This is a genomic window from Citrobacter sp. CtB7.12 (assembly GCF_001297795.1).
GTDB classification, from domain to species: Bacteria; Pseudomonadota; Gammaproteobacteria; order Enterobacterales; family Enterobacteriaceae; genus Citrobacter_A; species Citrobacter_A amalonaticus.
Genome location: NZ_LIFT01000002.1, coordinates 332,429 through 356,848, shown reverse-complemented (window position 1 = coordinate 356,848; position 24,420 = coordinate 332,429). Strand labels below are relative to the sequence as shown.

The 24,420-nt window shown below is 54.8% G+C and carries 24 protein-coding genes; 20 read left to right on the top strand and 4 right to left on the bottom strand.

The annotated features are described in order from the left end of the window. Positions 1 to 2: 2 nt before the first annotated feature. On the bottom strand, positions 3 to 1,178 hold the full coding sequence (gene ubiF / locus AOY24_RS03215; RefSeq protein WP_054176136.1) for a 3-demethoxyubiquinol 3-hydroxylase: 1,176 nt from the start codon (positions 1,176 to 1,178) through the stop codon (positions 3 to 5). Between the two features lie 145 nt (positions 1,179 to 1,323). Here ubiF and miaB point away from each other — a divergent pair, with 145 nt between their 5' ends. The 10 genes from miaB (at position 1,324) to rihA (ending at position 11,653) form a co-directional block, all read left to right on the top strand. Beyond that, on the top strand, positions 1,324 to 2,748 hold the full coding sequence (gene miaB, locus AOY24_RS03210; protein WP_054176135.1) for a tRNA (N6-isopentenyl adenosine(37)-C2)-methylthiotransferase MiaB: 1,425 nt from the start codon (positions 1,324 to 1,326) through the stop codon (positions 2,746 to 2,748). A gap of 209 nt (positions 2,749 to 2,957) precedes the next feature. Then, positions 2,958 to 4,007, top strand: coding sequence for a PhoH family protein (locus tag AOY24_RS03205; protein WP_043001408.1), 1,050 nt, complete (start codon positions 2,958 to 2,960; stop codon positions 4,005 to 4,007). Beyond that, a complete protein-coding gene (gene ybeY / locus AOY24_RS03200; protein ID WP_043001409.1) occupies positions 4,004 to 4,471 on the top strand; it encodes an rRNA maturation RNase YbeY in 468 nt (155 codons plus the stop codon). Before AOY24_RS03205 ends, ybeY begins: the two co-directional genes overlap by 4 nt. Before the next feature lie 98 nt (positions 4,472 to 4,569). Further along, positions 4,570 to 5,448 (top strand): CNNM family magnesium/cobalt transport protein CorC, encoded by an 879-nt coding sequence (gene corC, locus AOY24_RS03195; RefSeq protein WP_054176134.1) that lies wholly within the window; start codon positions 4,570 to 4,572, stop codon positions 5,446 to 5,448. 23 nt (positions 5,449 to 5,471) lie between these two features. Then, the gene (gene lnt / locus AOY24_RS03190; RefSeq protein WP_054176133.1) at positions 5,472 to 7,010 is read left to right on the top strand and encodes an apolipoprotein N-acyltransferase; all 1,539 of its coding nucleotides are present in this window, start codon (positions 5,472 to 5,474) and stop codon (positions 7,008 to 7,010) included. A 379-nt stretch (positions 7,011 to 7,389) separates the two neighbouring features. Beyond that, positions 7,390 to 8,298 (top strand): amino acid ABC transporter substrate-binding protein, encoded by a 909-nt coding sequence (locus AOY24_RS03185; RefSeq protein ID WP_054176132.1) that lies wholly within the window; start codon positions 7,390 to 7,392, stop codon positions 8,296 to 8,298. A gap of 163 nt (positions 8,299 to 8,461) precedes the next feature. Further along, positions 8,462 to 9,202, top strand: coding sequence for a glutamate/aspartate ABC transporter permease GltJ (gene gltJ, locus AOY24_RS03180; protein ID WP_044256590.1), 741 nt, complete (start codon positions 8,462 to 8,464; stop codon positions 9,200 to 9,202). Continuing rightward, positions 9,202 to 9,876, top strand: a complete 675-nt coding sequence (gene gltK, locus AOY24_RS03175) for a glutamate/aspartate ABC transporter permease GltK (RefSeq protein WP_043001414.1) — start codon at positions 9,202 to 9,204, stop codon at positions 9,874 to 9,876. Before gltJ ends, gltK begins: the two co-directional genes overlap by 1 nt. Further along, positions 9,876 to 10,601, top strand: coding sequence for a glutamate/aspartate ABC transporter ATP-binding protein GltL (gene gltL / locus AOY24_RS03170; protein WP_043001415.1), 726 nt, complete (start codon positions 9,876 to 9,878; stop codon positions 10,599 to 10,601). The genes gltK and gltL overlap by 1 nt, the downstream gene beginning before the upstream one ends. A gap of 116 nt (positions 10,602 to 10,717) precedes the next feature. Continuing rightward, on the top strand, positions 10,718 to 11,653 hold the full coding sequence (gene rihA, locus AOY24_RS03165; RefSeq protein WP_044266376.1) for a pyrimidine-specific ribonucleoside hydrolase RihA: 936 nt from the start codon (positions 10,718 to 10,720) through the stop codon (positions 11,651 to 11,653). A gap of 90 nt (positions 11,654 to 11,743) precedes the next feature. Here rihA and AOY24_RS03160 read toward each other — a convergent pair whose 3' ends face one another. Then, on the bottom strand, positions 11,744 to 12,226 hold the full coding sequence (locus AOY24_RS03160; RefSeq protein ID WP_044266378.1) for a zinc ribbon-containing protein: 483 nt from the start codon (positions 12,224 to 12,226) through the stop codon (positions 11,744 to 11,746). 234 nt (positions 12,227 to 12,460) lie between these two features. Between AOY24_RS03160 and leuS the strand changes: the two genes are divergently transcribed. Genes leuS through nadD form a run of 4 tightly spaced genes read left to right on the top strand, consistent with a single transcriptional unit; the run spans position 12,461 to position 17,322 of the window. Further along, the gene (gene leuS / locus AOY24_RS03155) at positions 12,461 to 15,043 is read left to right on the top strand and encodes a leucine--tRNA ligase (protein WP_082366166.1); all 2,583 of its coding nucleotides are present in this window, start codon (positions 12,461 to 12,463) and stop codon (positions 15,041 to 15,043) included. Between the two features lie 14 nt (positions 15,044 to 15,057). Continuing rightward, positions 15,058 to 15,648 (top strand): LPS assembly lipoprotein LptE, encoded by a 591-nt coding sequence (lptE, locus tag AOY24_RS03150; protein ID WP_043001418.1) that lies wholly within the window; start codon positions 15,058 to 15,060, stop codon positions 15,646 to 15,648. Then, the gene (holA, locus tag AOY24_RS03145) at positions 15,648 to 16,679 is read left to right on the top strand and encodes a DNA polymerase III subunit delta (RefSeq protein ID WP_044266379.1); all 1,032 of its coding nucleotides are present in this window, start codon (positions 15,648 to 15,650) and stop codon (positions 16,677 to 16,679) included. The genes lptE and holA overlap by 1 nt, the downstream gene beginning before the upstream one ends. Before the next feature lies 1 nt (position 16,680). Beyond that, positions 16,681 to 17,322 carry a nicotinate-nucleotide adenylyltransferase gene (nadD, locus tag AOY24_RS03140; protein ID WP_080343225.1) on the top strand — a complete coding sequence of 214 codons (642 nt, stop codon included), beginning with the start codon at positions 16,681 to 16,683 and terminating at the stop codon, positions 17,320 to 17,322. On the opposite strand, the gene cobD is transcribed toward nadD, so the two are convergent. Next, positions 17,297 to 18,382 carry a threonine-phosphate decarboxylase CobD gene (gene cobD, locus AOY24_RS03135; protein WP_054176131.1) on the bottom strand — a complete coding sequence of 362 codons (1,086 nt, stop codon included), beginning with the start codon at positions 18,380 to 18,382 and terminating at the stop codon, positions 17,297 to 17,299. The two genes, nadD and cobD, sit on opposite strands and share 26 nt — an antisense overlap. 97 nt (positions 18,383 to 18,479) lie before the next feature. Between cobD and AOY24_RS03130 the strand changes: the two genes are divergently transcribed. Continuing rightward, the gene (locus tag AOY24_RS03130; protein WP_044328080.1) at positions 18,480 to 19,091 is read left to right on the top strand and encodes an adenosylcobalamin/alpha-ribazole phosphatase; all 612 of its coding nucleotides are present in this window, start codon (positions 18,480 to 18,482) and stop codon (positions 19,089 to 19,091) included. Between the two features lie 57 nt (positions 19,092 to 19,148). On the opposite strand, the gene AOY24_RS25320 is transcribed toward AOY24_RS03130, so the two are convergent. After that, positions 19,149 to 19,328, bottom strand: coding sequence for a hypothetical protein (locus AOY24_RS25320; protein ID WP_154294381.1), 180 nt, complete (start codon positions 19,326 to 19,328; stop codon positions 19,149 to 19,151). A gap of 21 nt (positions 19,329 to 19,349) precedes the next feature. On the opposite strand from AOY24_RS25320, the gene rsfS reads away from it, so the two are divergent. Genes rsfS through rlpA form a run of 5 tightly spaced genes read left to right on the top strand, consistent with a single transcriptional unit; the run spans position 19,350 to position 24,310 of the window. Further along, on the top strand, positions 19,350 to 19,667 hold the full coding sequence (rsfS, locus tag AOY24_RS03125) for a ribosome silencing factor (protein ID WP_012904988.1): 318 nt from the start codon (positions 19,350 to 19,352) through the stop codon (positions 19,665 to 19,667). 3 nt (positions 19,668 to 19,670) lie between these two features. Then, on the top strand, positions 19,671 to 20,138 hold the full coding sequence (gene rlmH / locus AOY24_RS03120) for a 23S rRNA (pseudouridine(1915)-N(3))-methyltransferase RlmH (RefSeq protein ID WP_003022725.1): 468 nt from the start codon (positions 19,671 to 19,673) through the stop codon (positions 20,136 to 20,138). Between the two features lie 29 nt (positions 20,139 to 20,167). Next, complete coding sequence (gene mrdA, locus AOY24_RS03115; RefSeq protein ID WP_043001424.1) at positions 20,168 to 22,069, top strand: peptidoglycan DD-transpeptidase MrdA; 1,902 nt, start codon at positions 20,168 to 20,170, stop codon at positions 22,067 to 22,069. A 2-nt stretch (positions 22,070 to 22,071) separates the two neighbouring features. After that, the gene (gene mrdB / locus AOY24_RS03110) at positions 22,072 to 23,184 is read left to right on the top strand and encodes a peptidoglycan glycosyltransferase MrdB (RefSeq protein ID WP_043001425.1); all 1,113 of its coding nucleotides are present in this window, start codon (positions 22,072 to 22,074) and stop codon (positions 23,182 to 23,184) included. A 10-nt stretch (positions 23,185 to 23,194) separates the two neighbouring features. Further along, entirely contained in the window at positions 23,195 to 24,310 is a 1,116-nt protein-coding gene (rlpA, locus tag AOY24_RS03105) for an endolytic peptidoglycan transglycosylase RlpA (RefSeq protein WP_043001426.1), read from the top strand. The last annotated feature ends 110 nt before the right edge of the window (positions 24,311 to 24,420 follow it).

The following is a 24,420-nucleotide window of genomic DNA, read 5'->3' as shown; positions in this document are numbered from 1 at the left end:
CGCTACAGCCCTAATGCGTATTTCAGCGCCTGACGTTTTAACACGCCAGCGCGTTCAGCCGCCATTAGTCCAAGGTTACGAATAATTCGCAGCGGCTGCAGATCATTACTGAATCCGGCGTAGAACAGATCCATCCCGCTTTGCATGATGAAGTTATCCGCCATGCGCCGGGTCTGGTAACGTTTCAGAACCGGCTGACTCGCCCAGGCCTCGCCATAACTGCGGGCATTCACCAGCACATCAATCAGCGCATCCACGTCGCGATAGCCCAGGTTTACCCCCTGCCCGGCCAGCGGATGAATGGTGTGCGCCGCATCACCAACCAGCGCCAGCCCCGGCTGCACATATTGTAGGGCATGACGGCGCGTCAGCGGAAACGCACCTGCCGCGACGGGCATCACTTGTCCCAGACGCGCCGGGAAATGCTTCGCGATCTCCGTCTGAAGCTGCGACATACTTAGCCCCTGCAACTGACGGATCCGCGCCGGTGAGTCATACCACACCAGCGATGCCCAGTTATCGAACAGCGGCAGAAACGCGCGCGGCCCCTCCGGCGTAAACTGCTGCCAGGTGCTGTCACCAGGGTCATTCTCGCACTGAACGGTAATCAGCATACAGGATTGCGCATACTGCCAGGCGTGAATGCCAATGCCGGCCATCTGCCGCACCTGCGAATTTGCGCCATCCGCGCCAATCACCAGTTTTGCGGTGATTCGCTCGCCACCGGCCAGTTCCAGCTCATGACGTTCGTTATGGCGATGCAGCGCAATCAGCGAAGCCGGAACCCGCAGCGTCACTTTCGGATGCGCTTCCAGCGCCTGCCAGAGCGCCTGTTGCAGAACGTTGTTTTCAACCATATACCCAAGTAGCGGCAGCTTCAGTTCGCTGGCGTCAAACACCACATGTGCGTTTTCCCACTCCCAGGTTTCCAGTCGACGATAGGGATGACTGCGCATCCCCTGCACGGCATCCCAGACGCCGAGTCCCTTCAGCAGTGAAACCGAGGCGGCGCTGATCGCCGAAATACGCACGTCCGGCTGGCTGTGTGCAACAAACGGCGCAGGCGCGGCGTGTTCAATCACCGTTACTGTGAAGCCGTGTTGTGCCAGTCCCAGCGCCAGTGCGCCACCGACCATTCCCCCGCCGACAATGGCAATTTCCGTTGGTTGATTTGTCATGGTCAATCATCCTGTTGCATGAATAAGACAAGTTTACAGGATTTTTTACCCCTTGAGGCTGATAACGGTCATACTGGTCACCAGGGCAGCAAAGCATTACACTATGCGCCCTGCAATTCAGCCACTATTTCGCAAGAGCAAGTCGATGACCAAAAAACTCCATATTAAAACCTGGGGCTGTCAGATGAACGAATACGATTCATCGAAGATGGCCGATCTGCTGGATGCCACTCACGGGTATCAACTGACCGATGTGGCGGAAGAAGCGGATGTGCTGCTGCTGAATACCTGCTCAATCCGCGAGAAGGCTCAGGAAAAAGTCTTCCATCAGTTGGGCCGCTGGAAGCTCTTGAAAGAGAAAAATCCCGATCTGATCATCGGCGTCGGCGGGTGTGTGGCGTCTCAGGAAGGCGATCATATCCGCCAACGCGCGCATTATGTCGACATTATCTTCGGGCCGCAAACGCTGCATCGCCTGCCGGAAATGATTAACTCCGTTCGCGGCAACCGTAGTCCGGTTGTTGATATTAGCTTCCCGGAGATCGAGAAGTTTGACCGCCTGCCAGAACCGCGTGCGGAAGGTCCGACCGCGTTTGTCTCTATTATGGAAGGCTGCAACAAATATTGTACTTACTGCGTGGTGCCTTACACCCGCGGTGAGGAAGTCAGCCGTCCGTCTGATGACATTCTGTTTGAAATCGCCCAGCTTGCGGCTCAAGGCGTCCGTGAAGTCAATCTGCTTGGCCAGAACGTCAACGCCTGGCGCGGACAAAACTACGACAGTACCACCGGTTCGTTCGCCGACCTGCTGCGTCTGGTTGCCGCCATTGACGGTATCGATCGCATCCGCTTCACCACCAGCCATCCGATCGAGTTCACCGACGACATTATCGACGTCTATCGCGACACGCCGGAACTGGTGAGCTTCCTGCACCTGCCGGTACAGAGCGGTTCGGATCGCGTACTGAATCTGATGGGACGTACCCACACGGCGCTGGAATATAAAGCGATCATTCGCAAGTTGCGTGCGGCACGTCCGGACATTCAGATAAGCTCCGACTTCATCGTCGGCTTCCCAGGTGAAACCACCCAGGACTTCGAGCAGACCATGAAGCTGATTGCTGACGTTAATTTCGACATGAGCTACAGCTTCATCTTCTCTGCACGTCCGGGAACGCCAGCCGCCGATATGGTCGATGATGTGCCGGAAGAAGAGAAGAAACAGCGTCTGTATATTCTTCAGGATCGCATTAACCAGCAGGCAATGGCCTGGAGCCGTCGTATGCTCGGCACCGTTCAGCGTATTCTGGTAGAAGGAACGTCGCGTAAGAGCATCATGGAATTGTCTGGTCGTACCGAAAATAACCGCGTGGTGAACTTCGAAGGCACGCCGGAGATGATTGGTAAATTTGTCGATGTGGAAATTACCGATGTCTGGACCAACTCACTGCGCGGGAAAGTGGTGCGTACCGAAGACGAAATGGGTCTGCGCATTGCAGAAACCCCGGAATCGGTGATTGCGCGAACCCGTAAAGAGAACGAGATTGGCGTCGGGTTCTGGCAGCCTTAATTCTGCTGAAAACGTCAAAATGCCCGATAACGCTGCGCTTATCGGGCCTACAAAGCACGACGCTTCACAGGCCCGATAAGGCTCTTGTATTTCCTCTCTGCGCCCCCATCTTTATTCCAGTGCTTGCGCCTTTCACCCGTGGCGTGAATAATTTCCTGACAGGCCGGTGAATGTTCGCCTTCCGGCTCCCTATGCATAAGAGGAACAGTTTGAACACAGACACTCGCGAAATTACCCTTGAGCCCGCAGACAACGCCCGCCTGCTGAGCCTTTGCGGCCCGTTTGACGACAACATCAAACAGCTGGAACGCCGTCTCGGCATCGAGATTAACCGCCGTGACAACCATTTTAAACTGACCGGTCGCCCGATTTGCGTCACCGCTGCGGCAGATATCCTGCGCAGCCTGTATGTGGATACTGCGCCGATGCGCGGCCAGACGCAGGATATCGAACCGGAACAAATCCACCTTGCGATTAAAGAAGCGCGTGTGCTTGAGCAGAGCGCTGAGAGCGTTCCCGAGTACGGCAAAGCGGTCAATATCAAAACCAAGCGTGGTGTGATTAAACCGCGTACACCTAATCAGGCGCAGTACATCGCCAACATTCTCGACCATGACATCACCTTCGGCGTCGGTCCTGCCGGTACAGGGAAAACCTACCTCGCCGTTGCCGCTGCCGTGGATGCCCTTGAGCGCCAGGAGATCCGCCGTATTCTGCTGACCCGTCCGGCGGTTGAAGCCGGGGAAAAACTGGGCTTCCTGCCAGGCGATTTGAGCCAGAAGGTCGACCCGTATCTGCGCCCGCTGTATGACGCCCTGTTCGAAATGCTCGGCTTCGAGAAAGTTGAAAAGCTGATTGAGCGCAACGTGATTGAAGTGGCTCCGCTGGCCTATATGCGCGGACGTACACTGAACGATGCCTTTATCATTCTTGATGAAAGTCAGAACACCACTATCGAACAGATGAAGATGTTCCTGACCCGTATCGGCTTTAACTCGAAGGCGGTGATTACCGGCGACGTCACGCAGATTGACCTGCCGCGCAACATCAAATCGGGTCTGCGCCATGCCGTTGAGGTGCTGGCAGAGGTCGACGAGATCAGCTTTAACTTCTTCCACAGCGAAGACGTCGTGCGCCACCCGGTGGTAGCCCGTATCGTTAACGCCTATGAAGCCTGGGAAGAAGCCGAACAAAAACGTAAAGCCGAGCTGGCTGCCGAGCGCAAGCGTGAAGCTCAGGAACAACAGGAACAGAAATGAGTCAGGTGATCCTTGATTTGCAACTGGCGTGTGAGAACAACAGCGGTTTGCCGGAAGAGAGCCAGTTTCAGGCCTGGTTGAATGCGGTTATCCCGCAATTTCAGGAAGAATCAGAAGTGACGATTCGCCTGGTGGACGAGGCCGAAAGCCACGACCTCAATCTGACCTATCGTGGGAAAGATAAGCCGACCAACGTGCTCTCTTTTCCGTTTGAAGCGCCGCCAGGGATTGAAATGCCGCTGCTCGGTGATTTGATCATCTGCCGTCAGGTAGTTGAACAGGAAGCCCGGGATCAAGGTAAGCCGCTGGATGCCCACTGGGCGCACATGGTCGTCCACGGCAGCCTGCATTTGCTGGGTTACGATCATATCGAAGACGACGAGGCAGAAGAGATGGAATCCCTCGAGACAGAGATTATGCTTGCTCTGGGCTATGAGGATCCGTACATTGCCGAGAAGGAATAAGCGACCGGGCGAATGCCCGGTGGTTTCTGGTGATGCCATGCGCTGAGTTTGCGCGCATTGAGCAAGAGATTAACTAACAAGAGAACCCATACGACGCCATGAGCGACGACAATTCACACAGTAGTGACACGTTAAGCAGCAAGAAGGGATTTTTCTCCCTGTTACTGAGCCAACTTTTCCACGGTGAACCGAAAAACCGTGATGAATTGCTGGCGCTGATCCGTGATTCCGGGCAGAACGACCTTATCGATGAAGATACGCGCGATATGCTCGAAGGGGTGATGGACATTGCGGACCAGCGCGTTCGCGACATCATGATTCCCCGCTCCCAGATGATTACCCTGAAACGCAACCAGACGCTGGACGAATGCCTCGATGTCATCATCGAGTCAGCCCACTCGCGTTTTCCGGTGATCAGCGAAGACAAAGATCACATTGAAGGGATTCTGATGGCCAAGGACTTGCTGCCGTTTATGCGCAGCGATGCCGAAGCCTTCAGCATGGAGAAAGTGTTACGCCAGGCCGTTGTCGTCCCGGAGAGCAAACGCGTTGACCGTATGCTCAAAGAGTTTCGCTCTCAGCGTTACCATATGGCTATCGTCATCGACGAATTCGGCGGTGTCTCTGGTCTGGTCACCATTGAAGATATCCTCGAACTGATCGTCGGTGAAATCGAAGATGAATACGACGAAGAAGATGATATCGACTTCCGTCAGCTCAGTCGCCATACCTGGACCATTCGCGCGCTCGCGCCGATCGAAGACTTCAATGATGCCTTCGGCACCAGCTTTAGCGACGAAGAGGTCGATACCATTGGGGGTCTGGTGATGCAGGCGTTTGGTCACCTGCCCGCACGGGGTGAAACCATTGATATCGATGGTTACCAGTTCAAAGTGGCCATGGCCGACAGCCGTCGTATTATTCAGGTTCATGTCAGAATTCCGGATGACTCCCCCCAGCCAAAACTGGACGAATAACACCGAACGGGAAGAAGAACTCAATGGCTTTTGCCTCATTACTTGAACGCCAGCGCATTCGCCTGCTGCTGGCGTTATTATTCGGTGCCTGCGGTACGCTGGCTTTTTCTCCTTATGACATCTGGCCCGCTGCGATTGTGTCGCTGATGGGCTTGCAGGCACTCACCCTGAATCGTCGCCCGCGTCAGTCAGCTGCTATCGGCTATTTCTGGGGACTGGGACTCTTCGGTACAGGTATCAACTGGGTTTACGTCAGCATCGCGCAGTTTGGCGGGATGCCAGGCCCGGTGAACGTCTTCCTTGTGGTGCTGCTCGCGGCATACCTTTCACTGTATACCGGACTGTTTGCTGGCGTACTTGCGCGTCTGTGGCCAAAAACCAGCTGGCTGCGGGTTGCCATTGCCGCACCGGTGGTCTGGCAGCTAACGGAATTTCTGCGTGGCTGGGTGCTGACCGGATTTCCGTGGCTGCAGTTCGGCTACAGTCAGATCGACGGCCCGCTGAAAGGGCTGGCACCGGTCATGGGTGTCGAAGCCATTAACTTCCTGTTGATGATGGTCAGCGGATTGCTGGTTCTCTCGCTGGTCAGCCGTAACTGGCGTCCGCTGGTGGTCGCCATCATTCTTTTCGCGCTCCCTTTCCCACTGCGCTATATCCAGTGGTTCACCCTGGAGCCGGAAAGAACAACCCGCGTGTCGCTGGTTCAGGGCAATATCCCGCAGTCGTTGAAATGGGACGAAGGCCAGTTGATGAATACGCTCAAGATCTATCTGGATGCGACGCAGCCCGAAATGGGGAAATCGCAGCTGATCATCTGGCCGGAATCCGCCATTCCGGATCTGGAAATCAACCAGCAGCGCTTTCTGGGCATGCTGGATGACCTGTTGCGTTCAAAGAACAGCTCGCTGATTACCGGTATTGTCGATGCGCGACTGAACAAGCAGAACCGTTACGACACCTACAACACCATCATCACGTTGGGGAAAGACAATCCTTACCGTTATGACTCCACCAACCGCTACAACAAAAACCATCTGGTGCCGTTTGGTGAGTTTGTGCCGCTGGAATCCATTCTGCGCCCCTTAGCGCCGTTCTTTGACCTGCCGATGTCCTCGTTCAGCCGCGGCCCGTACATTCAGCCGCAGCTGCATGCGCACGGTTTAGCACTGACCGCCGCGATTTGCTACGAGATCATTTTGGGTGAACAGGTACGCGATAACTTCCGCCCGGACACGGACTTTCTGCTAACCATCTCCAACGATGCGTGGTTTGGTAAGTCGATTGGTCCTTGGCAGCATTTCCAGATGGCGCGGATGCGCTCGCTGGAGCTGGCACGCCCCCTGCTGCGCAGTACTAACAACGGTATTACAGCGGTGATTGGTCCGCAGGGCGAGATTCAGGCGATGATCCCGCAATTTACGCGCCAGGTGTTAACCGTCGATGTAACGCCAACAACAGGCTTAACGCCATATGCTCGCACCGGCAACTGGCCGCTGTGGCTCCTGACCGCGCTGTTCGGTTTTGCCGCCGTGTTAATGAGTTTGCGTCAACGTCGTAAATAATCGATTACTCCCTGCATCAGGCCGGATAACCGCGCTTACGCGTCTTATCCGGCCTACCATTCTCCATTCTCTTCTTCCATTCTGGCACGCCTATTGCTTTGTTAACAAAGGCAAACCTGTTTTTGGCGTTCAGCGCAACGTCGTCGCACTAAAGCAGTTCACCAGTAGCACCGAAACGGTGCAACGAGGGATTTTTGCCTCTAAACGGTGCGGCGCACTTCGCAAAAATAAACAATAACGCAGCAATATCTTTACATTAAGCCAGACTAAATGTTAACAAACAGGTAAAACACTGCACGCTTAAGTTGCAGGTGATAACAACACAGACACTCACAATAGGTATCACTGCGTCGACGGCGCAGACGATAAGGAGTTGGATATGCAATTACGTAAGCTAGCCGCAGCAATGCTGGTAATGGGAATGTCAGCCGGTCTGGTACATGCGGAAGATGCGGCCCCTGCCGCAGGCGGCACGCTGGACAAGATCGCCAAAAACGGCGTTATCGTCGTCGGTCACCGTGAATCCTCCGTGCCGTTCTCTTATTACGACAATCAGCAGAAAGTGGTGGGTTATTCTCAGGATTACTCCAACGCCATCGTTGAAGCCGTGAAGAAGAAGCTGAACAAGCCCGATCTGCAGGTGAAGCTGATCCCGATTACGTCGCAGAACCGTATTCCGCTGCTGCAAAACGGCACTTTCGACTTTGAGTGCGGGTCCACCACCAACAACCTTGAGCGCCAGAAACAGGCCGCTTTCTCTGACACCATCTTTGTCGTCGGCACCCGTCTGCTGGCGAAAAAAGGCGGCGACATTAAAGACTTCCCGGACCTGAAAGGCAAAGCGGTTGTTGTCACCTCAGGTACCACCTCTGAAATTCTGCTGCACAAGCTGAACGACGAGCAAAAAATGGATATGCGTATCATCAGCGCTAAAGACCACGGTGACTCTTTCCGTACCCTGGAAAGCGGTCGCGCCGTTGCCTTTATGATGGATGATGCCCTGCTGGCCGGTGAACGCGCGAAGGCGAAGAAACCGGACAACTGGGAAATCGTCGGCAAACCACAGTCTCAGGAAGCTTACGGCTGCATGCTGCGTAAGAACGATCCTGAGTTCAAAAAGCTGATGGATGACACCATCGCCCAGGCGCAGACTTCAGGCGAAGCCGCGAAATGGTTTGATAAGTGGTTCAAAAATCCGATCCCACCGAAAAACCTGAACATGAACTTCGAACTGTCGGACGAAATGCAAGCGCTGTTCAAAGAACCGAATGATAAAGCACTTAACTAACTAGAACGAAATGGGGCGGGAACTCCTTGCCCTCTCGATTGCTATGCAGCACGGACAGACTATATGCCTGATGGTCGTTCCCCATCAGGCCTGAAAACCGAAGTACGCTGGATAACAATCTTCGAGGGTAGCGCTGCTACCCTTATTTTTTCGGAGTAGATGTATGTCAATAGACTGGAACTGGGGCATTTTTTTACAACAGGCCCCATTCGGCAACACCACCTATCTCGGCTGGCTCTGGAGCGGTTTCCAGGTTACCGTCGCACTTTCCATCACCGCCTGGATCATTGCCTTCCTGGTCGGTTCTTTATTTGGCATTTTACGCACCGTCCCGAATCGCTTCTTTTCCGGGATCGGCACCCTGTATGTAGAACTGTTCCGTAACGTACCGCTGATCGTCCAGTTCTTCACCTGGTATCTGGTGGTGCCTGAACTGCTGCCAGAAGATCTTGGCATGTGGTTTAAGGCAGAACTGGATCCCAATATTCAGTTCTTCGTATCGTCCATGCTCTGTCTGGGGCTGTTTACCGCCGCGCGCGTTTGCGAACAGGTTCGTGCCGCCATTCAGTCACTGCCACGCGGTCAAAAAAACGCAGCGCTCGCGATGGGACTGACCCTGCCGCAGGCCTACCGCTACGTGTTGTTGCCTAACGCCTATCGCGTGATCGTCCCGCCGATGACCTCTGAGATGATGAACCTGGTGAAAAACTCCGCCATCGCCTCGACCATCGGTCTGGTCGATATGGCCGCGCAGGCCGGAAAGCTGCTCGATTACTCGGCGCATGCCTGGGAGTCATTTACCGCCATTACCCTGGCGTACGTGTTGATTAATGCCTTCATCATGCTGGTGATGAGTCTGGTGGAACGTAAAATCCGCCTGCCTGGCAATCTGGGAGGCAAATAATGTACGAATTCGACTGGAGTTCAATTGTCCCTTCCCTGCCCTATCTGCTGGATGGGCTGCTCATTACGCTGAAAATTACCGTCACCGCGGTGATTATCGGTATTGTCTGGGGCACTATTCTCGCCGTTATGCGCCTTTCCAGTTTTGCGCCTGTCGCCTGGTTTGCTAAAGCGTACGTTAACGTCTTCCGCTCCATCCCGCTGGTGATGGTACTGTTGTGGTTCTATCTGATTGTGCCGGGGCTATTACAGGATGTACTGGGGCTGTCGCCGAAAACCGATATTCGCCTGATTTCGGCAATGGTCGCATTTTCGATGTTTGAAGCCGCCTATTACTCCGAAATTATCCGTGCGGGCATCCAGAGTATTTCCCGCGGACAGTCAAGTGCGGCGCTGGCGTTGGGGATGACCCACTGGCAGTCAATGAAGCTCATCATTTTGCCGCAGGCGTTTCGCGCGATGGTACCGCTGCTGCTGACGCAGGGCATCGTCCTGTTCCAGGATACGTCTCTGGTGTACGTCTTAAGTCTCGCGGATTTCTTCCGCACTGCGTCTACGATTGGCGAGCGTGATGGTACACAGGTCGAAATGATCCTGTTTGCCGGTGCCGTTTACTTTGTTATCAGCCTGAGCGCATCGTTGTTGGTCAGCTATTTGAAGAAAAGGACAGTTTAATGATTACCCTGAAAAATGTTTCTAAATGGTATGGTCACTTTCAGGTGCTGACCGACTGCTCCACGGAAGTGAAAAAAGGCGAAGTGGTGGTCGTCTGCGGCCCGTCAGGTTCCGGAAAGTCGACGCTGATCAAAACCGTTAACGGCCTGGAGCCGGTGCAAAAAGGTGAAATCACCGTGAACGGTATCATGGTCAACGACAAAAAAACCGATCTGGCGAAGTTACGCTCACGCGTCGGGATGGTGTTCCAGCACTTTGAGCTGTTCCCGCATCTGTCGATTATTGAAAACCTGACCCTGGCGCAGGTAAAAGTGCTTAAGCGTGATAAAGCCCCGGCGCGTGAAAAAGCGCAGAAGTTGCTGGAACGCGTGGGCCTTGCCGCGCATGCCAATAAATATCCAGCGCAGCTTTCCGGCGGCCAGCAGCAGCGTGTGGCGATTGCCCGCGCGCTGTGTATGGATCCTATCGCCATGCTGTTCGATGAACCCACTTCGGCACTTGATCCAGAGATGATCAACGAAGTACTGGACGTTATGGTTGAACTGGCCAACGAAGGGATGACCATGATGGTGGTGACCCATGAAATGGGCTTTGCCCGCAAAGTGGCGAATCGGGTGATCTTTATGGACGAAGGGAAAATCGTTGAGGACTCACCGAAAGAAGAGTTCTTCGCTAACCCGAAATCCGAACGCGCAAAAGACTTCCTCGCCAAAATCCTGCATTAATCTTTTCGGCGCGCATGTCAGAGTGCGCGCCATCTCACGCTTTCTTGCCTCGCTCCTCGAATCATTTTCACCCCAGCGTTACCCTTGCCACAATGTAGCATTCATAAGGAGCAACAATGGCACTGCCAATAATCATAGATTGCGACCCGGGTCATGATGACGCGATCGCACTGGTTCTCGCCCTCGCCTCACCGGAACTTGACGTTAAAGCCATCACCTCATCCGCAGGAAACCAGACACCCGATAAAACGCTACGCAACGTATTGCGAATGTTAACGTTGCTGAACCGCACGGACATTCCAGTGGCGGGCGGCGCGCCCAAGCCCCTGATGCGTGAATTGATCATTGCCGATAACGTCCACGGTGAAAGCGGACTGGATGGCCCGGCGCTACCGGAACCCGCCTTTGCGCCGCAGCCATGCACCGCCGTTGAGCTGATGGCAAAGACGTTGCGCGAGAGCACACAACCGGTCACCCTTGTCTCAACCGGGCCGCAAACCAACGTCGCACTGTTGCTGAACAGCCATCCTGAACTGCGTGACAAAATCGCCCGTATCGTGATCATGGGCGGCGCGATGGGGTTGGGCAACTGGACGCCTGCCGCCGAATTCAATATCTATGTCGACCCTGAAGCCGCAGAAATCGTCTTCCAGTCGGGGATTCCGGTGGTGATGGCCGGTCTGGACGTCACGCATAAAGCACAAATTCATGTCGCAGATACCGAACGCTTCCGCGCCATTGGTAACCCGGTTTCCACGATCGTTGCTGAACTACTCGACTTCTTCCTCGAGTATCATAAAGACGAGAAATGGGGATTTACCGGCGCACCGCTGCACGACCCGTGCACCATCGCCTGGCTGTTGAAACCCGAACTGTTTACCACCGTTGAACGCTGGGTTGGGGTGGAAACTCAGGGGAAATACACTCAGGGGATGACCGTGGTGGACTATTACTTCCTGACGGGCAATAAACCGAATGCCACCGTGATGGTGGATGTCAATCGTCAGGGATTTGTAGACCTGCTGGCAGAACGGCTACAGTTTTACGCATGACCAATGCCGGACGGTGCTGACGCTTATTCGGCCTACGTAATGAGTCACCGTAGGCCTGATAAGATGCGTCAACCTCGGCATCAGACTAGATTACGGTTCAAACGGACGACGCTGAAACTGGTCGTGTCCGCATTTTGGGCACAATGGCAACACATCCGGCGTATACACCGCCAAGTGAAAATGACACTTTTCACAGACCAGATTGCCCAGGCCCACCACTTCGCCGCTGTGATATACCCCGTGATGACTTAGATCCTGAAACACCTCACGCCATTCGAGCTGCGTTTTGTCCGTGATATCCGCCAGCTCCTGCCACAGGCTCTCTTTAATTACCCGCATAAAGACGCTGTCGGACTCCTCCTCCAGGCTCTCTTCGTAGCTGAGGGCAAATTCCTCCAGGTCACGTCGGACCGCGCGGATCAGTTCGTCCACTTCGGTTCGCGTTAACTCCCCGGCCTGCAAAACCCGCTGCCGCGCCTGTTCCACCAGCGCATCGATATCACGCTCGCCATTGCGCAGACGTTCACTTAATGACGCCACCAGTTCACGGTAATATTGAGCAACCTTGTTCATCGTTTCGCCTCCTGGGTCGTTAACTGTCTATAATAATAGACGTTATTTGGGTTACGCTTTGCAAGACTGTCCACAGAGTGTGTAAATTCGTGCAAGGATTATCGTGGCGTGAATTCGAACCTGAATGCGCGAAAGGCTGTTTTGACGCGGGCGTTTGGGCTATGCTATGCGGATCTGAAACACCACATCGAAGCTACGTTTGTAGCTGTATTGAAAACAGGACCACTGGCTGCCATGCAAGAGCAATACCGCCCGGAAGAGATAGAATCCAAAGTACAGCTTCACTGGGATGAGAAGCGCACATTTGAAGTTACCGAAGACGAGAGCAAAGAGAAGTATTACTGCCTGTCTATGCTTCCCTATCCTTCTGGTCGACTACACATGGGCCACGTACGTAACTACACCATCGGTGACGTGATCGCCCGTTATCAGCGCATGCTGGGCAAAAACGTGCTGCAGCCTATCGGCTGGGACGCATTCGGCCTGCCTGCAGAAGGCGCGGCGGTAAAAAACAACACCGCGCCGGCACCGTGGACCTACGATAATATCGCCTACATGAAGAACCAGCTCAAAATGCTGGGCTTTGGCTATGACTGGAGCCGCGAGCTGGCGACCTGTACCCCGGAATACTATCGCTGGGAGCAGAAATTCTTCACCGAACTGTACAAAAAAGGTCTGGTCTACAAAAAGACCTCTGCGGTCAACTGGTGCCCGAACGATCAGACCGTACTGGCGAACGAACAGGTTATCGACGGCTGCTGCTGGCGCTGCGACACCAAAGTTGAGCGTAAAGAGATCCCACAGTGGTTTATTAAAATCACCGCCTATGCCGATGAACTGCTCAACGATCTGGATAAACTGGATCACTGGCCTGACACCGTGAAAACGATGCAGCGCAACTGGATTGGTCGTTCTGAAGGCGTGGAAATCACCTTCAACGTGAACGATTATGACAACACGCTGACCGTTTACACGACCCGCCCGGACACCTTTATGGGTGCCACCTACCTGGCGGTTGCCGCTGGTCACCCGCTGGCGCAGAAAGCGGCAGAGAACAACCCTGAACTGGCAGCCTTTATCGACGAATGCCGTAACACCAAAGTGGCCGAAGCTGACATGGCAACCATGGAGAAAAAAGGCGTCGATACCGGCTTTAAGGCGGTTCACCCGCTGACTGGCGAAGCAATCCCGGTCTGGGCGGCTAACTTTGTGCTGATGGAATACGGCACCGGCGCGGTCATGGCCGTACCGGGTCACGATCAGCGCGACTACGAATTTGCCACCAAATACGGCTTAACCATTAAACCGGTTATCCTGGCAGCCGATGGTTCTGAGCCGGATCTTTCCGAACAGGCGATGACCGATAAGGGCGTTCTGTTTAACTCTGGCGAATTTGACGGTCTGGCCTTCGACGCGGCCTTCAACGCCATTGCCGATAAGCTGGCCGCCAAAGGCGTGGGCGAGCGTAAGATCAACTACCGTCTGCGCGACTGGGGCGTTTCCCGTCAGCGTTACTGGGGTGCGCCGATCCCGATGGTCACGCTGGAAGACGGCACCGTGCTGCCAACGCCGGAAGATCAATTGCCGGTGATCCTGCCGGAAGATGTCGTGATGGACGGCATCACCAGCCCGATCAAAGCCGATCCTGAATGGGCAAAAACCACCGTTAATGGCCAGCCTGCACTGCGCGAAACTGACACTTTCGACACCTTTATGGAGTCATCCTGGTACTATGCGCGCTACACCTGTCCGCAGTATCAGGAAGGGATGCTGGATTCCAAAGCGGCAAACTACTGGCTGCCGGTAGATATTTACATTGGCGGTATCGAACATGCCATCATGCACCTGCTCTACTTCCGCTTCTTCCACAAACTGATGCGCGATGCCGGCATGGTGAACTCTGACGAACCGGCGAAACAGTTGCTGTGTCAGGGGATGGTACTGGCGGATGCGTTCTACTATGTGGGCGAAAACGGCGAGCGTAACTGGGTTTCTCCGGTGGATGCGATCGTTGAACGCGACGAGAAAGGCCGTATCGTGAAGGCGAAAGACGCGGCGGGCCATGAGCTGGTGTATACCGGCATGAGCAAAATGTCCAAGTCGAAAAACAACGGTATCGACCCGCAGGTAATGGTTGAACGTTACGGCGCGGATACCGTGCGTCTATTTATGATGTTCGCCTCTCCGGCTGATATGACGCTGGAATGGCAGGAGTCCGGCGTGGAAGGCGCTAACCGCTTCCTGAAACGTGTCTGGAAACTGGTGTATGAACACACTTCCCGTGGCGATGTTGCGTCGCTGAACGTTGACGTGCTGACAGAAGATCAGAAAGCGCTGCGTCGCGATGTACACAAAACGATCGCCAAAGTGACCGATGATATCGGCCGCCGTCAGACCTTCAACACCGCGATTGCCGCCGTGATGGAGCTGATGAACAAGCTGGCGAAAGCCCCGCAGGATGACGAGCAGGATCGCGCGCTGATGCAGGAAGCGCTGCTGGCAGTAGTCCGGATGCTTAACCCGTTCACCCCGCACGTCTGCTTTACGCTGTGGCAGGCGCTGAAAGGCGAAGGCGACATCGACAACGCGCCGTGGCCGGTCGCGGACAACGCCGCAATGGTCGAAGACTCCACGCTGGTCGTGGTTCAGGTTAACGGCAAGGTGCGCGGTAAAATCACCGTTCCGGTGAATGCGACAGAAGAGCAGGTTCGTGAACGTGCGGGACAGGAACATCTGGTCGCTAAATATCTTGATGGCGTTACCGTGCGTAAAGTGATTTACGTACCGGGTAAACTCCTCAATCTGGTCGTTGGCTAAGCGCGGGAGGAAGCGTGCGATATCTGGCAACATTGTTGTTATCTCTGGCGGTGTTAACCACCGCCGGATGTGGCTGGCACCTGCGCAATACCACGCAGGTACCGGACACCATGAAAACCATGATTCTGGACACGGGGGATCCGAACGGTCCGCTAAGCCGTGCGGTGCGTAACCAACTGCGTCTGAACGACGTTGAGCTGCTGGATAAGAGTACGCTGCGTAAAGACGTACCGTCTCTGCGTCTGGGTCGGGTCAGCATTTCGAAAGATACCGCATCTGTCTTCCAGAATGGGCAGACAGCGGAATATCAGATGATTATGACGGTTAATGCGTCAGTATTGATTCCTGGTCACGATATTTATCCTATCAGCGTCCGGGTATTCCGTTCGTTCTTCGACAACCCACAGATGGCGCTGGCGAAGGATAACGAGCAGGATATGATCATCAAAGAAATGTACGACAGAGCGGCGGAGCAATTAATTCGTAAGCTGCCAAGCGTACATGCTGCGGATCGTCTCTCATCGCAAGAAGAGGTTGCCGTTGACGATAAAGAAGCGGCACCCGCTTCCTCTTCAACGCGTGTCTCCAGCACGCTGGGTAACTGATGATTCGGTTGTACCCTGAACAACTCCGCGCGCAACTCTCTGAAGGGTTGCGCGCGGCGTATCTGCTCCTTGGAAATGACCCATTGTTGTTGCAGGAAGGCCAGGATGCCATCCGTCAGGTTGCGGCAACGCAGGGGTTCGACGAACACCACACGTTTACTCTCGACAACAATACCGACTGGAACGCATTGTGCTCGCAATGCCAGGCGATGAGTCTGTTCGCCAGCCGTCAGACGCTGTTGTTGCTGCTGCCCGAAAACGGTCCGAATGCCGCGATTAATGAACAACTGGCGACGTTGGTTCAGTTGCTGCATGACGATCTGCTGCTGATCGTACGCGGTAACAAGCTCAGCAAAGCCCAGGAAAATGCCGCATGGTTTAAAGCGCTGACCGATCGAAGCGTACAGATCAGTTGTCAGACGCCGGAGCAGGCGCAACTTCCCCGCTGGGTGGCGGCGCGCGCAAAACAAAATAATCTGCAGCTGGACGACGCAGCAAATCAACTGTTGTGCTATTGCTATGAAGGTAACCTGCTGGCGCTGGCGCAGGCGCTGGAACGTTTGTCCTTGTTGTGGCCCGACGGTAAGCTCACCCTGCCTCGCGTCGAGCAGGCCGTTAATGATGCCGCCCACTTCACCCCATTCCATTGGGTGGATGCGCTGATCATGGGCAAAAGTAAGCGCGCACTGCACATTCTTCAGCAGTTACGTCTGGAAGGCAGCGAACCGGTTATTTTGCTGCGAACCCTGCAACGTGAACTGTTGCTGCTGGTTACGCTGAAACGCCAGTCGGCCCATACCCCGCTGCGCACGCTTTTTGATAAGCATCGCGTCTGGCAAAACCGTCGGGGCATGATTGGCGACGCGCTGAACCGACTGAGTCCGGCGCAGTTACGTCAGGCGGTCCAGTTACTGACACGTACGGAAATCACGCTGAAGCAGGACTATGGCCAGTCGGTCTGGGCGGAGCTTGAAGGGCTCTCACTGCTGATTTGCCACAAAGCGCTGGCTGAAGTTTTTATTGATGGCTGATATGAAATCGTTACAGGCACTCTTTGGCGGCACCTTTGATCCGGTGCACTATGGTCACCTCAAACCCGTGGAAACGCTGGCCAATCTGATTGGTTTATCACGGGTCATCGTGATGCCTAATAATGTTCCCCCTCATCGCCCGCAGCCAGAGGCGACGAGTGAACAGCGCAAAACTATGCTTGAACTGGCAATTGCCGACAAGCCGTTGTTTATCCTTGATGAGCGCGAACTAAAGCACGACACCCCTTCCTATACGGCGCAAACGCTAAAGGCCTGGCGTGAAGAGCAAGGTCCAGATGCCCCACTGGCGTTTATCATCGGCCAGGACTCGTTGCTGACCTTCCCGACCTGGCACGACTACGAAACCATTCTCGACAATACCCATCTGATTGTCTGCCGCCGTCCGGGCTATCCGCTTGAAATGGCGCAGGAACAGCATCAGCATTGGCTGGATCAACATCTGACGAATACGCCGGACGATCTGCACCAGCTACCGGCAGGGAAAATTTATCTCGCCGAGACGCCGTGGTTCAATATTTCCGCCACGATCATCCGCGAGCGGCTGGAAAACGGCGAACCGTGTGATGATCTGATGCCGCACGCGGTGCTGGACTATATCAATGAGCATGGACTGTATCGCTAAGTACTTCGGTTAACGCCGCCAGCAGGCGGTTGTTCTCTTCCTGACTGCGTATTGCCACGCGGAAATAGCGTCCATCAAGACCTGGGTAATTGGCGCAACTGCGGATCAGAATATGTCGCGTCAGCAAAGCGCGCTGGAGATCGGTTTCGCAACGCAGCAGAAGATAATTCGCCTGACCGGGATAGACCGTCATTCCCGACAGCGCACACAGCTGCTGATAAAAACGTCCGCCCTCTTCCCGCAACCACTGCCATGTCGCCTGTTGATACGCGGTATCCTCCAGCACCTGTTCCCCTGCCAGTGCAGCAAAAGCGTTGATCGACCACGGCATCTGGCGCGCCCTCATCGCCGCGACCGCCTGCACATCGCTGTTAAGGAGATATCCCAGCCGCAGTCCCGGGATGGCATAGAATTTTGTCAGTGAACGCAGAACCCAGATATGCGGGTTATCCTTTAACAGCGGAATAAATCCCGCTTCGTCTGCGATAAAATCGATAAATGCTTCATCAAGAATCAGCGCAATATTTAGCGCCTGACAGCGCCCGGCAATCGCCTCGAGTAACGCCCGCTCCGGCAGTAATCCGGTGGGATTGTTAGGCGTGCACAAAAACAGACAGTCCAGTTCTGCCGTTAACGCATCGAGAATCGCCCCGGTCAGTTGCCAGCCATCCTCTTCACGCAGCATGAACGTATCAATGACGCATTCGCTCCACTGCAACGCGCGGCGGTATTCGGCAAATCCCGGCGCGACGATCATCGCTCGCCGCGGTTTCAAACCGTTTACCAGGGTGAAGATCGACTCCGTCTCACCGTTTCCGGCGAGGATCCATTCGACAGGAACCTGATGATGTCGGGCCAGTGCCTGATGCAGGTGGCGGTAATCGACGTCAGGATAGCGCTCGGCTAGGTGTAAATTGTCGACAATGGCGCGTTTTACCGTTTCAGGCATACCCAGTGGATTAATATTCGCGCTAAAATCCAGCAACTTCTCGGGCGAGATCCCGAGGAACTCAGCCGCCTCACGGATATTACCGCCGTGGGCGCTTTGGAATAGAGACATCGTGCCGCTCCTGGCAAAAGAGGCTATTTTAGAGAAATTAGCGCGCGCATTCAGGGCGAATATCATGTTTTGCGCGAATACGTATCACGAGGGATAAATGCGACTCTGGTTAGTTCGTCATGGTGAAACCGAGGCTAATGTGGCGGGTTTGTACAGCGGTCATGCCCCCACACCGTTGACCGGGCGCGGCGTGGCGCAGGCGCAAACGCTGAATACATTGCTTCGCCAGGTTCCCTTTAAGCAGGTGCTGTGTAGCGAGCTGGAGCGCGCGCAGCACACGGCGCGCTTAGTGCTTCAGGGACGTGAACTGCCGCTACAGGTGAAGCCTGAGCTCAATGAGATGTTTTTTGGTGACTGGGAGATGCGTCATCACCAGGATCTGGCCCGCGAAGATGCCGAAAACTACGCGGCCTGGTGCAACGACTGGCAAAATGCCGTTCCCACCAATGGGGAAGGATTTCAGGCTTTCGCCCAGCGCGTTGAGCAGGCAATTTCGATCCTCGCTGACTATCAGCACCATGATCATGTGCTGATAGTCAGCCATCAGGGTGTTCTCAGCCTGTTAATCGCCCGGTTGCTTGCCATGCCCGCCGCGGCGATGTGGCATTTTCGCGTTGAGCAAGGCTGCTGGAGTGCTATTGATTTTACTGGCGATTTTGCCACGCTTCGGGTTCTCAACAGCAGAGCGATATGGGCGCCCGGCGAGTAAAATATCTGTTTTTTACCGCCAGCAACGCTCCGCCCATTGACACCCCCGGACAGGCTGCTATTCTCCGCTGCCAGACTTTTCCCACCCTTCAGCGTTTTGCAGAAATTGTTTTACAAAAATGGCGATGCATTCTGTTGCATGGGGTGGGATGATAGCCCACTTTCCAAAACCGCCCGGTGACATTTGTCCCGAAAAGCCGGTGGGTTCAGGTATACTGACAGGCTTATTAATACTCATTCATGTACCCAGGGGGAAAACTTGCAGGGTAAAGCACTCCAGGATTTTGTTATCGACAAAATTGATGACCTTAAAGGTCAGGACATCATCGCCTTAGACGTTCAGGGCAAATCCAGTATCACCGACTGCATGATCATCTGTACCGGTACTTCCAGCCGTCACGTTATGTCTATTGCTGACCACGTCGTGCAGGAATCTCGCGCTGCGGGAATGCTGCCGCTGGGCGTGGAAGGTGAGAGCGTCGCCGACTGGATCGTCGTTGACCTGGGTGAAGTGATTGTCCACGTTATGCAGGAAGAGAGCCGTCGCCTGTATGAGCTGGAAAAACTCTGGAGTTAATGCGTGAAGCTTCAACTTGTCGCGGTAGGCACGAAAATGCCCGACTGGGTACAAACCGGTTTTACCGAGTACCTGCGGCGTTTTCCCAAAGACATGCCTTTTGAGCTGATCGAAATTCCGGCCGGCAAACGCGGCAAGAACGCGGATATCAAGCGTATTCTCGACAAAGAGGGTGAGCAGATGCTGGCTGCCGCTGGCAAAAATCGCATCGTCACCCTGGATATACCCGGTAAGCCCTGGGACACGCCGCAACTGGCGACCGAACTGGAACGCTGGAAACTGGACGGTCGTGATGTCAGCCTGTTAATTGGCGGGCCGGAGGGATTATCCCCTGCCTGCAAAGCCGCGGCAGAACAAAGTTGGTCGCTCTCTGCACTCACGCTTCCCCATCCGCTTGTCCGGGTGCTGGTGGCAGAGAGCCTGTATCGGGCGTGGAGCATTACCACTAATCACCCTTATCACCGTGAGTGATCATTGAGCTTGAGTAGACTAAGCAGCGGATGAAATTACAGAATTCTTTTCGCGACTATACGGCTGAGTCCGCGCTATTTGTGCGCCGGGCGCTGGTCGCTTTTTTGGGTATCTTACTGCTCACCGGCGTGCTTATCGCCAATCTGTATAACTTGCAGATCGTCCGTTTTACCGATTACCAGACTCGCTCGAATGAGAACCGGATTAAGCTGGTGCCTATCGCCCCCAGCCGCGGCATTATTTATGACCGTAATGGCATTCCTCTCGCCCTGAACCGCACCATTTATCAGGTCGAAATGATGCCCGAGAAGGTTGATAACGTGCAGCAAACGCTGGATGCCCTGCGCAGCGTTGTCGACCTGACCGATGACGATATTGCCGCCTTCAAGAAAGAGCGCGCACGTTCCCACCGCTTTACCTCTATTCCCGTCAAAACCAACCTCACCGAAGTACAGGTTGCGCGTTTTGCCGTGAACCAGTACCGCTTCCCGGGTGTGGAAGTGAAAGGGTATAAGCGCCGGTTCTACCCATACGGTTCCGCACTTACCCACGTCATTGGCTACGTGTCGAAGATTAACGATAAAGACGTTGAGCGACTGGATAAAGACGGCAAACTGGCCAACTACGCCGCGACGCATGACATCGGGAAACTGGGGATTGAGCGCTACTACGAAGATGTGCTGCACGGTCAAACCGGCTACGAGGAAGTCGAGGTCAACAACCGTGGCCGCGTCATCCGTCAGCTCAAAGAAGTCCCCCCACAGGCCGGACACGACATCTACCTGACGCTGGATCTCAAACTGCAGCAGTATATCGAGACGCTGCTTGCCGGTAGCCGCGCGGCCGTGGTGGTCACCGACCCGCGCACTGGCGGCGTGCTGGCGCTGGTTTCGATGCCCAGTTACGACCCGAACCTGTTCGTCGATGGTATCTCCAGTAAAGACTATTCCGGTTTGCTTAACGATCCGAACACGCCGCTGGTCAACCGCGCAACGCAGGGAGTTTATCCACCTGCGTCGACGGTAAAACCGTATGTCGCGGTGTCTGCATTAAGCGCGGGCGTTATCACCCGAAATACCAGCCTGTTTGACCCTGGCTGGTGGCAGTTGCCCGGCTCGGAAAAACGCTACCGTGACTGGAAGAAATGGGGTCACGGACATCTGAACATTACTAAATCACTGGAAGAATCGGCGGATACCTTCTTCTATCAGGTCGCCTATGACATGGGGATCGATCGCCTCTCCGAGTGGATGGGCAAATTCGGTTACGGTCACTATACCGGTATCGACCTGGCGGAAGAGCGTTCCGGCAACATGCCTACCCGCGAATGGAAGCTCAAACGCTTTAAAAAACCCTGGTATCAGGGCGATACCATTCCGGTCGGCATCGGTCAGGGCTACTGGACGGCAACGCCGATTCAGATGAGTAAGGCGCTGATGATCCTGATTAATGACGGCGTCGTGAAGGTGCCTCATCTGCTGATGAGTACCGCAGAAAACGGCAAGAAGGTTCCCTGGGTACAACCGCAGGAGCCACCGGTCGGCGATATTCATTCTGGTTATTGGGAACTGGCGAAAGACGGCATGTATGGCGTCGCCAACCGTGGCAACGGGACCGCGCATAAATATTTTGCCAGCGCTCCATATAAAATTGCAGCTAAATCCGGTACCGCACAGGTCTTTGGCCTGAAAGCCAATGAAACCTATAACGCGCATAAAATTGCCGAGCGTCTGCGTGACCATAAACTGATGACCGCATTTGCACCGTATAACAACCCGCAGGTGGCCGTCGCCATCATCCTGGAAAACGGGGGAGCGGGCCCGGCGGTGGGGACCATTATGCGTCAGATTCTTGACCACATCATGTTGGGCGATAACAACACCGATCTGCCAGCGGAAAACCCGGCGGTTGCAGCGGCGGAGGATCAATAACCATGACGGATAATCCGAACAAAAAAACATTCTGGGATAAAATCCATATTGATCCCACCATGTTACTGATTTTGCTGGCGCTGTTGGTTTACAGCTCACTGGTTATCTGGAGCGCCAGCGGCCAGGACATTGGCATGATGGAGCGTAAAGTCGGTCAGATTACGATGGGGCTGGTGATCATGGTGGTCATGGCCCAGATCCCGCCGCGCGTCTATGAAGGTTGGGCACCGTATCTCTATATTTTCTGTATTATTCTGCTGGTGGCGGTCGATGCATTCGGGGCAATATCCAAAGGCGCGCAGCGTTGGCTGGATCTCGGCATTGTACGTTTTCAGCCTTCTGAAATCGCCAAAATCGCGGTTCCTCTGATGGTCGCCCGCTTTATCAACCGCGACGTCTGTCCGCCGTCCCTGAAGAACACGGCCATCGCGCTGGTGCTGATTTTTATGCCGACGCTGTTGGTGGCGGCACAGCCTGACCTCGGGACCTCGATTCTGGTCGCGCTTTCCGGCCTGTTCGTGCTGTTCCTCTCGGGTCTGAGCTGGCGTTTAATTGGCGTCGCTGTACTGCTGCTCGCGGCGTTCATTCCGATCCTGTGGTTCTTCCTGATGCACGATTATCAGCGTCAGCGTGTGATGATGTTACTCGACCCGGAAACCGACCCGTTGGGTGCCGGTTACCACATCATTCAGTCTAAAATTGCGATTGGTTCCGGCGGTCTGAGCGGTAAGGGATGGTTACACGGTACCCAGTCGCAACTGGAATTTTTACCCGAACGCCACACCGACTTTATCTTCGCTGTCCTGGCGGAAGAGCTGGGTCTGATTGGGATACTGATCCTGCTGGCGCTGTATATACTGCTGATTATGCGTGGCCTGTGGATCGCCGCCCACGCACAAACCACCTTTGGTCGCGTGATGGCCGGTGGCTTAATGTTGATTTTATTCGTTTATGTCTTCGTTAATATTGGTATGGTGAGTGGGATTCTGCCTGTTGTAGGCGTTCCGCTTCCGTTGGTCAGTTACGGAGGCTCAGCACTGATCGTGTTGATGGCCGGGTTCGGGATTGTCATGTCGATCCACACCCACAGAAAAATGTTATCGAAAAGCGTGTAAGGGGTGCGCAATGCGTAAGCAGTTGCCTGGAGTCTGCGTCGTAGCAGGAATTATGCTGCTCGCGGCATGTACGAGTGATGATGGTCAGCAACAGAACACCGTCGCGCCGCAGCCGGCGGTATGTAATGGGCCCGTCGTTGAAATCAGCGGAGCCGATCCGCGTTTTGAACCTCTCAACCCGAGCGCTAATCAGGATTATCAGCGAGACGGGAAGAGCTACAAGATAGTGCAGGATGTCTCGCGCTTTAGTCAGGCAGGGTTCGCGGCGATCTACGATGCCGAGCCCGGTAGCAATCTGACCGCCTCAGGCGAAGCGTTCGATCCTATGCAGCTCACCGCTGCGCATCCGACGTTACCGATCCCGAGCTATGCGCGGATCACTAACCTCGCCAATGGACGGATGATCGTGGTGCGCATTAACGATCGAGGTCCCTATGGCAACGATCGCGTGATTTCGCTGTCGCGTGCCGCTGCCGACCGTCTGAACACCTCCAATAACACCAAAGTGCGTATCGACCCAATTATTGTCGCACAGGATGGTTCATTGTCTGGTCCGGGTATGGCCTGTACCACCGTGGCCAAACAGACCTATGCCCTGCCCTCACGTCCGGATCTGAGCGGCGGCATGGGCAGCGCCTCCTCCGCACCGGAAGCGATGCAGCCTCAGGGTGACGTTCGCGCCATCAGCAATTCCACCTTACAAAGTGAAGATAATGCCGGCGCACCGGTTCAGAGTAGTGGGTTCCTGGGTGCCCCGACGACTCTGGCAGCAGGTGTACTGGAAGGCAGTGAACCGACGCCAGCGCCACAGCCCGCGGCTGCAGCTCCCGTTAGCGCACCAGTCAGTGCACCGGCAGCAACACCTGCTGCGACGGCTGCGCCTGCCGCCGCTTCCGCCAGCGGCAGTTACGTAGTCCAGGTCGGCGCGGTGAGCGATCAGGGGCGTGCCCAACAATATCAACAGCGCTTAGGCCAGCAGTTTGGCGTACCTGGACGCGTCACGCAGAACGGCGCCGTGTGGCGTATTCAGCTCGGGCCGTTTGCCAGCAAAGCACAAGCCAGTGCGCTGCAGCAGCGCTTACAATCTGAAGCCCAATTACAGTCCTTCATTACCGGCGCACAGTAACGTAACAAGGGCATCTGAAGTGTCAATTTCTGTAAATGACGTTAACTACGTTAACAAAGTCATGCGGAAAGTCAGATGCCTGCCGGTATTGCATTTGCTATAGTAGGGCA

Excerpts from the sequence above, each read along its gene's own strand:
- ubiF (WP_054176136.1), bottom strand. The coding sequence starts at position 1,178 with ATGACAAATCAACCAACGGAAATTGCCATTGTCGGCGGGGGAATGGTC.
- miaB (WP_054176135.1), top strand. The coding sequence starts at position 1,324 with ATGACCAAAAAACTCCATATTAAAACCTGGGGCTGTCAGATGAACGAA.
- ybeY (WP_043001409.1), top strand. The coding sequence starts at position 4,004 with ATGAGTCAGGTGATCCTTGATTTGCAACTGGCGTGTGAGAACAACAGC.
- corC (WP_054176134.1), top strand. The coding sequence starts at position 4,570 with ATGAGCGACGACAATTCACACAGTAGTGACACGTTAAGCAGCAAGAAG.
- lnt (WP_054176133.1), top strand. The coding sequence starts at position 5,472 with ATGGCTTTTGCCTCATTACTTGAACGCCAGCGCATTCGCCTGCTGCTG.
- AOY24_RS03185 (WP_054176132.1), top strand. The coding sequence starts at position 7,390 with ATGCAATTACGTAAGCTAGCCGCAGCAATGCTGGTAATGGGAATGTCA.
- gltJ (WP_044256590.1), top strand. The coding sequence starts at position 8,462 with ATGTCAATAGACTGGAACTGGGGCATTTTTTTACAACAGGCCCCATTC.
- gltK (WP_043001414.1), top strand. The coding sequence starts at position 9,202 with ATGTACGAATTCGACTGGAGTTCAATTGTCCCTTCCCTGCCCTATCTG.
- gltL (WP_043001415.1), top strand. The coding sequence starts at position 9,876 with ATGATTACCCTGAAAAATGTTTCTAAATGGTATGGTCACTTTCAGGTG.
- rihA (WP_044266376.1), top strand. The coding sequence starts at position 10,718 with ATGGCACTGCCAATAATCATAGATTGCGACCCGGGTCATGATGACGCG.
- AOY24_RS03160 (WP_044266378.1), bottom strand. The coding sequence starts at position 12,226 with ATGAACAAGGTTGCTCAATATTACCGTGAACTGGTGGCGTCATTAAGT.
- leuS (WP_082366166.1), top strand. The coding sequence starts at position 12,461 with ATGCAAGAGCAATACCGCCCGGAAGAGATAGAATCCAAAGTACAGCTT.
- holA (WP_044266379.1), top strand. The coding sequence starts at position 15,648 with ATGATTCGGTTGTACCCTGAACAACTCCGCGCGCAACTCTCTGAAGGG.
- nadD (WP_080343225.1), top strand. The coding sequence starts at position 16,681 with ATGAAATCGTTACAGGCACTCTTTGGCGGCACCTTTGATCCGGTGCAC.
- cobD (WP_054176131.1), bottom strand. The coding sequence starts at position 18,382 with ATGTCTCTATTCCAAAGCGCCCACGGCGGTAATATCCGTGAGGCGGCT.
- AOY24_RS03130 (WP_044328080.1), top strand. The coding sequence starts at position 18,480 with ATGCGACTCTGGTTAGTTCGTCATGGTGAAACCGAGGCTAATGTGGCG.
- AOY24_RS25320 (WP_154294381.1), bottom strand. The coding sequence starts at position 19,328 with ATGAGTATTAATAAGCCTGTCAGTATACCTGAACCCACCGGCTTTTCG.
- mrdA (WP_043001424.1), top strand. The coding sequence starts at position 20,168 with ATGAAATTACAGAATTCTTTTCGCGACTATACGGCTGAGTCCGCGCTA.
- mrdB (WP_043001425.1), top strand. The coding sequence starts at position 22,072 with ATGACGGATAATCCGAACAAAAAAACATTCTGGGATAAAATCCATATT.
- rlpA (WP_043001426.1), top strand. The coding sequence starts at position 23,195 with ATGCGTAAGCAGTTGCCTGGAGTCTGCGTCGTAGCAGGAATTATGCTG.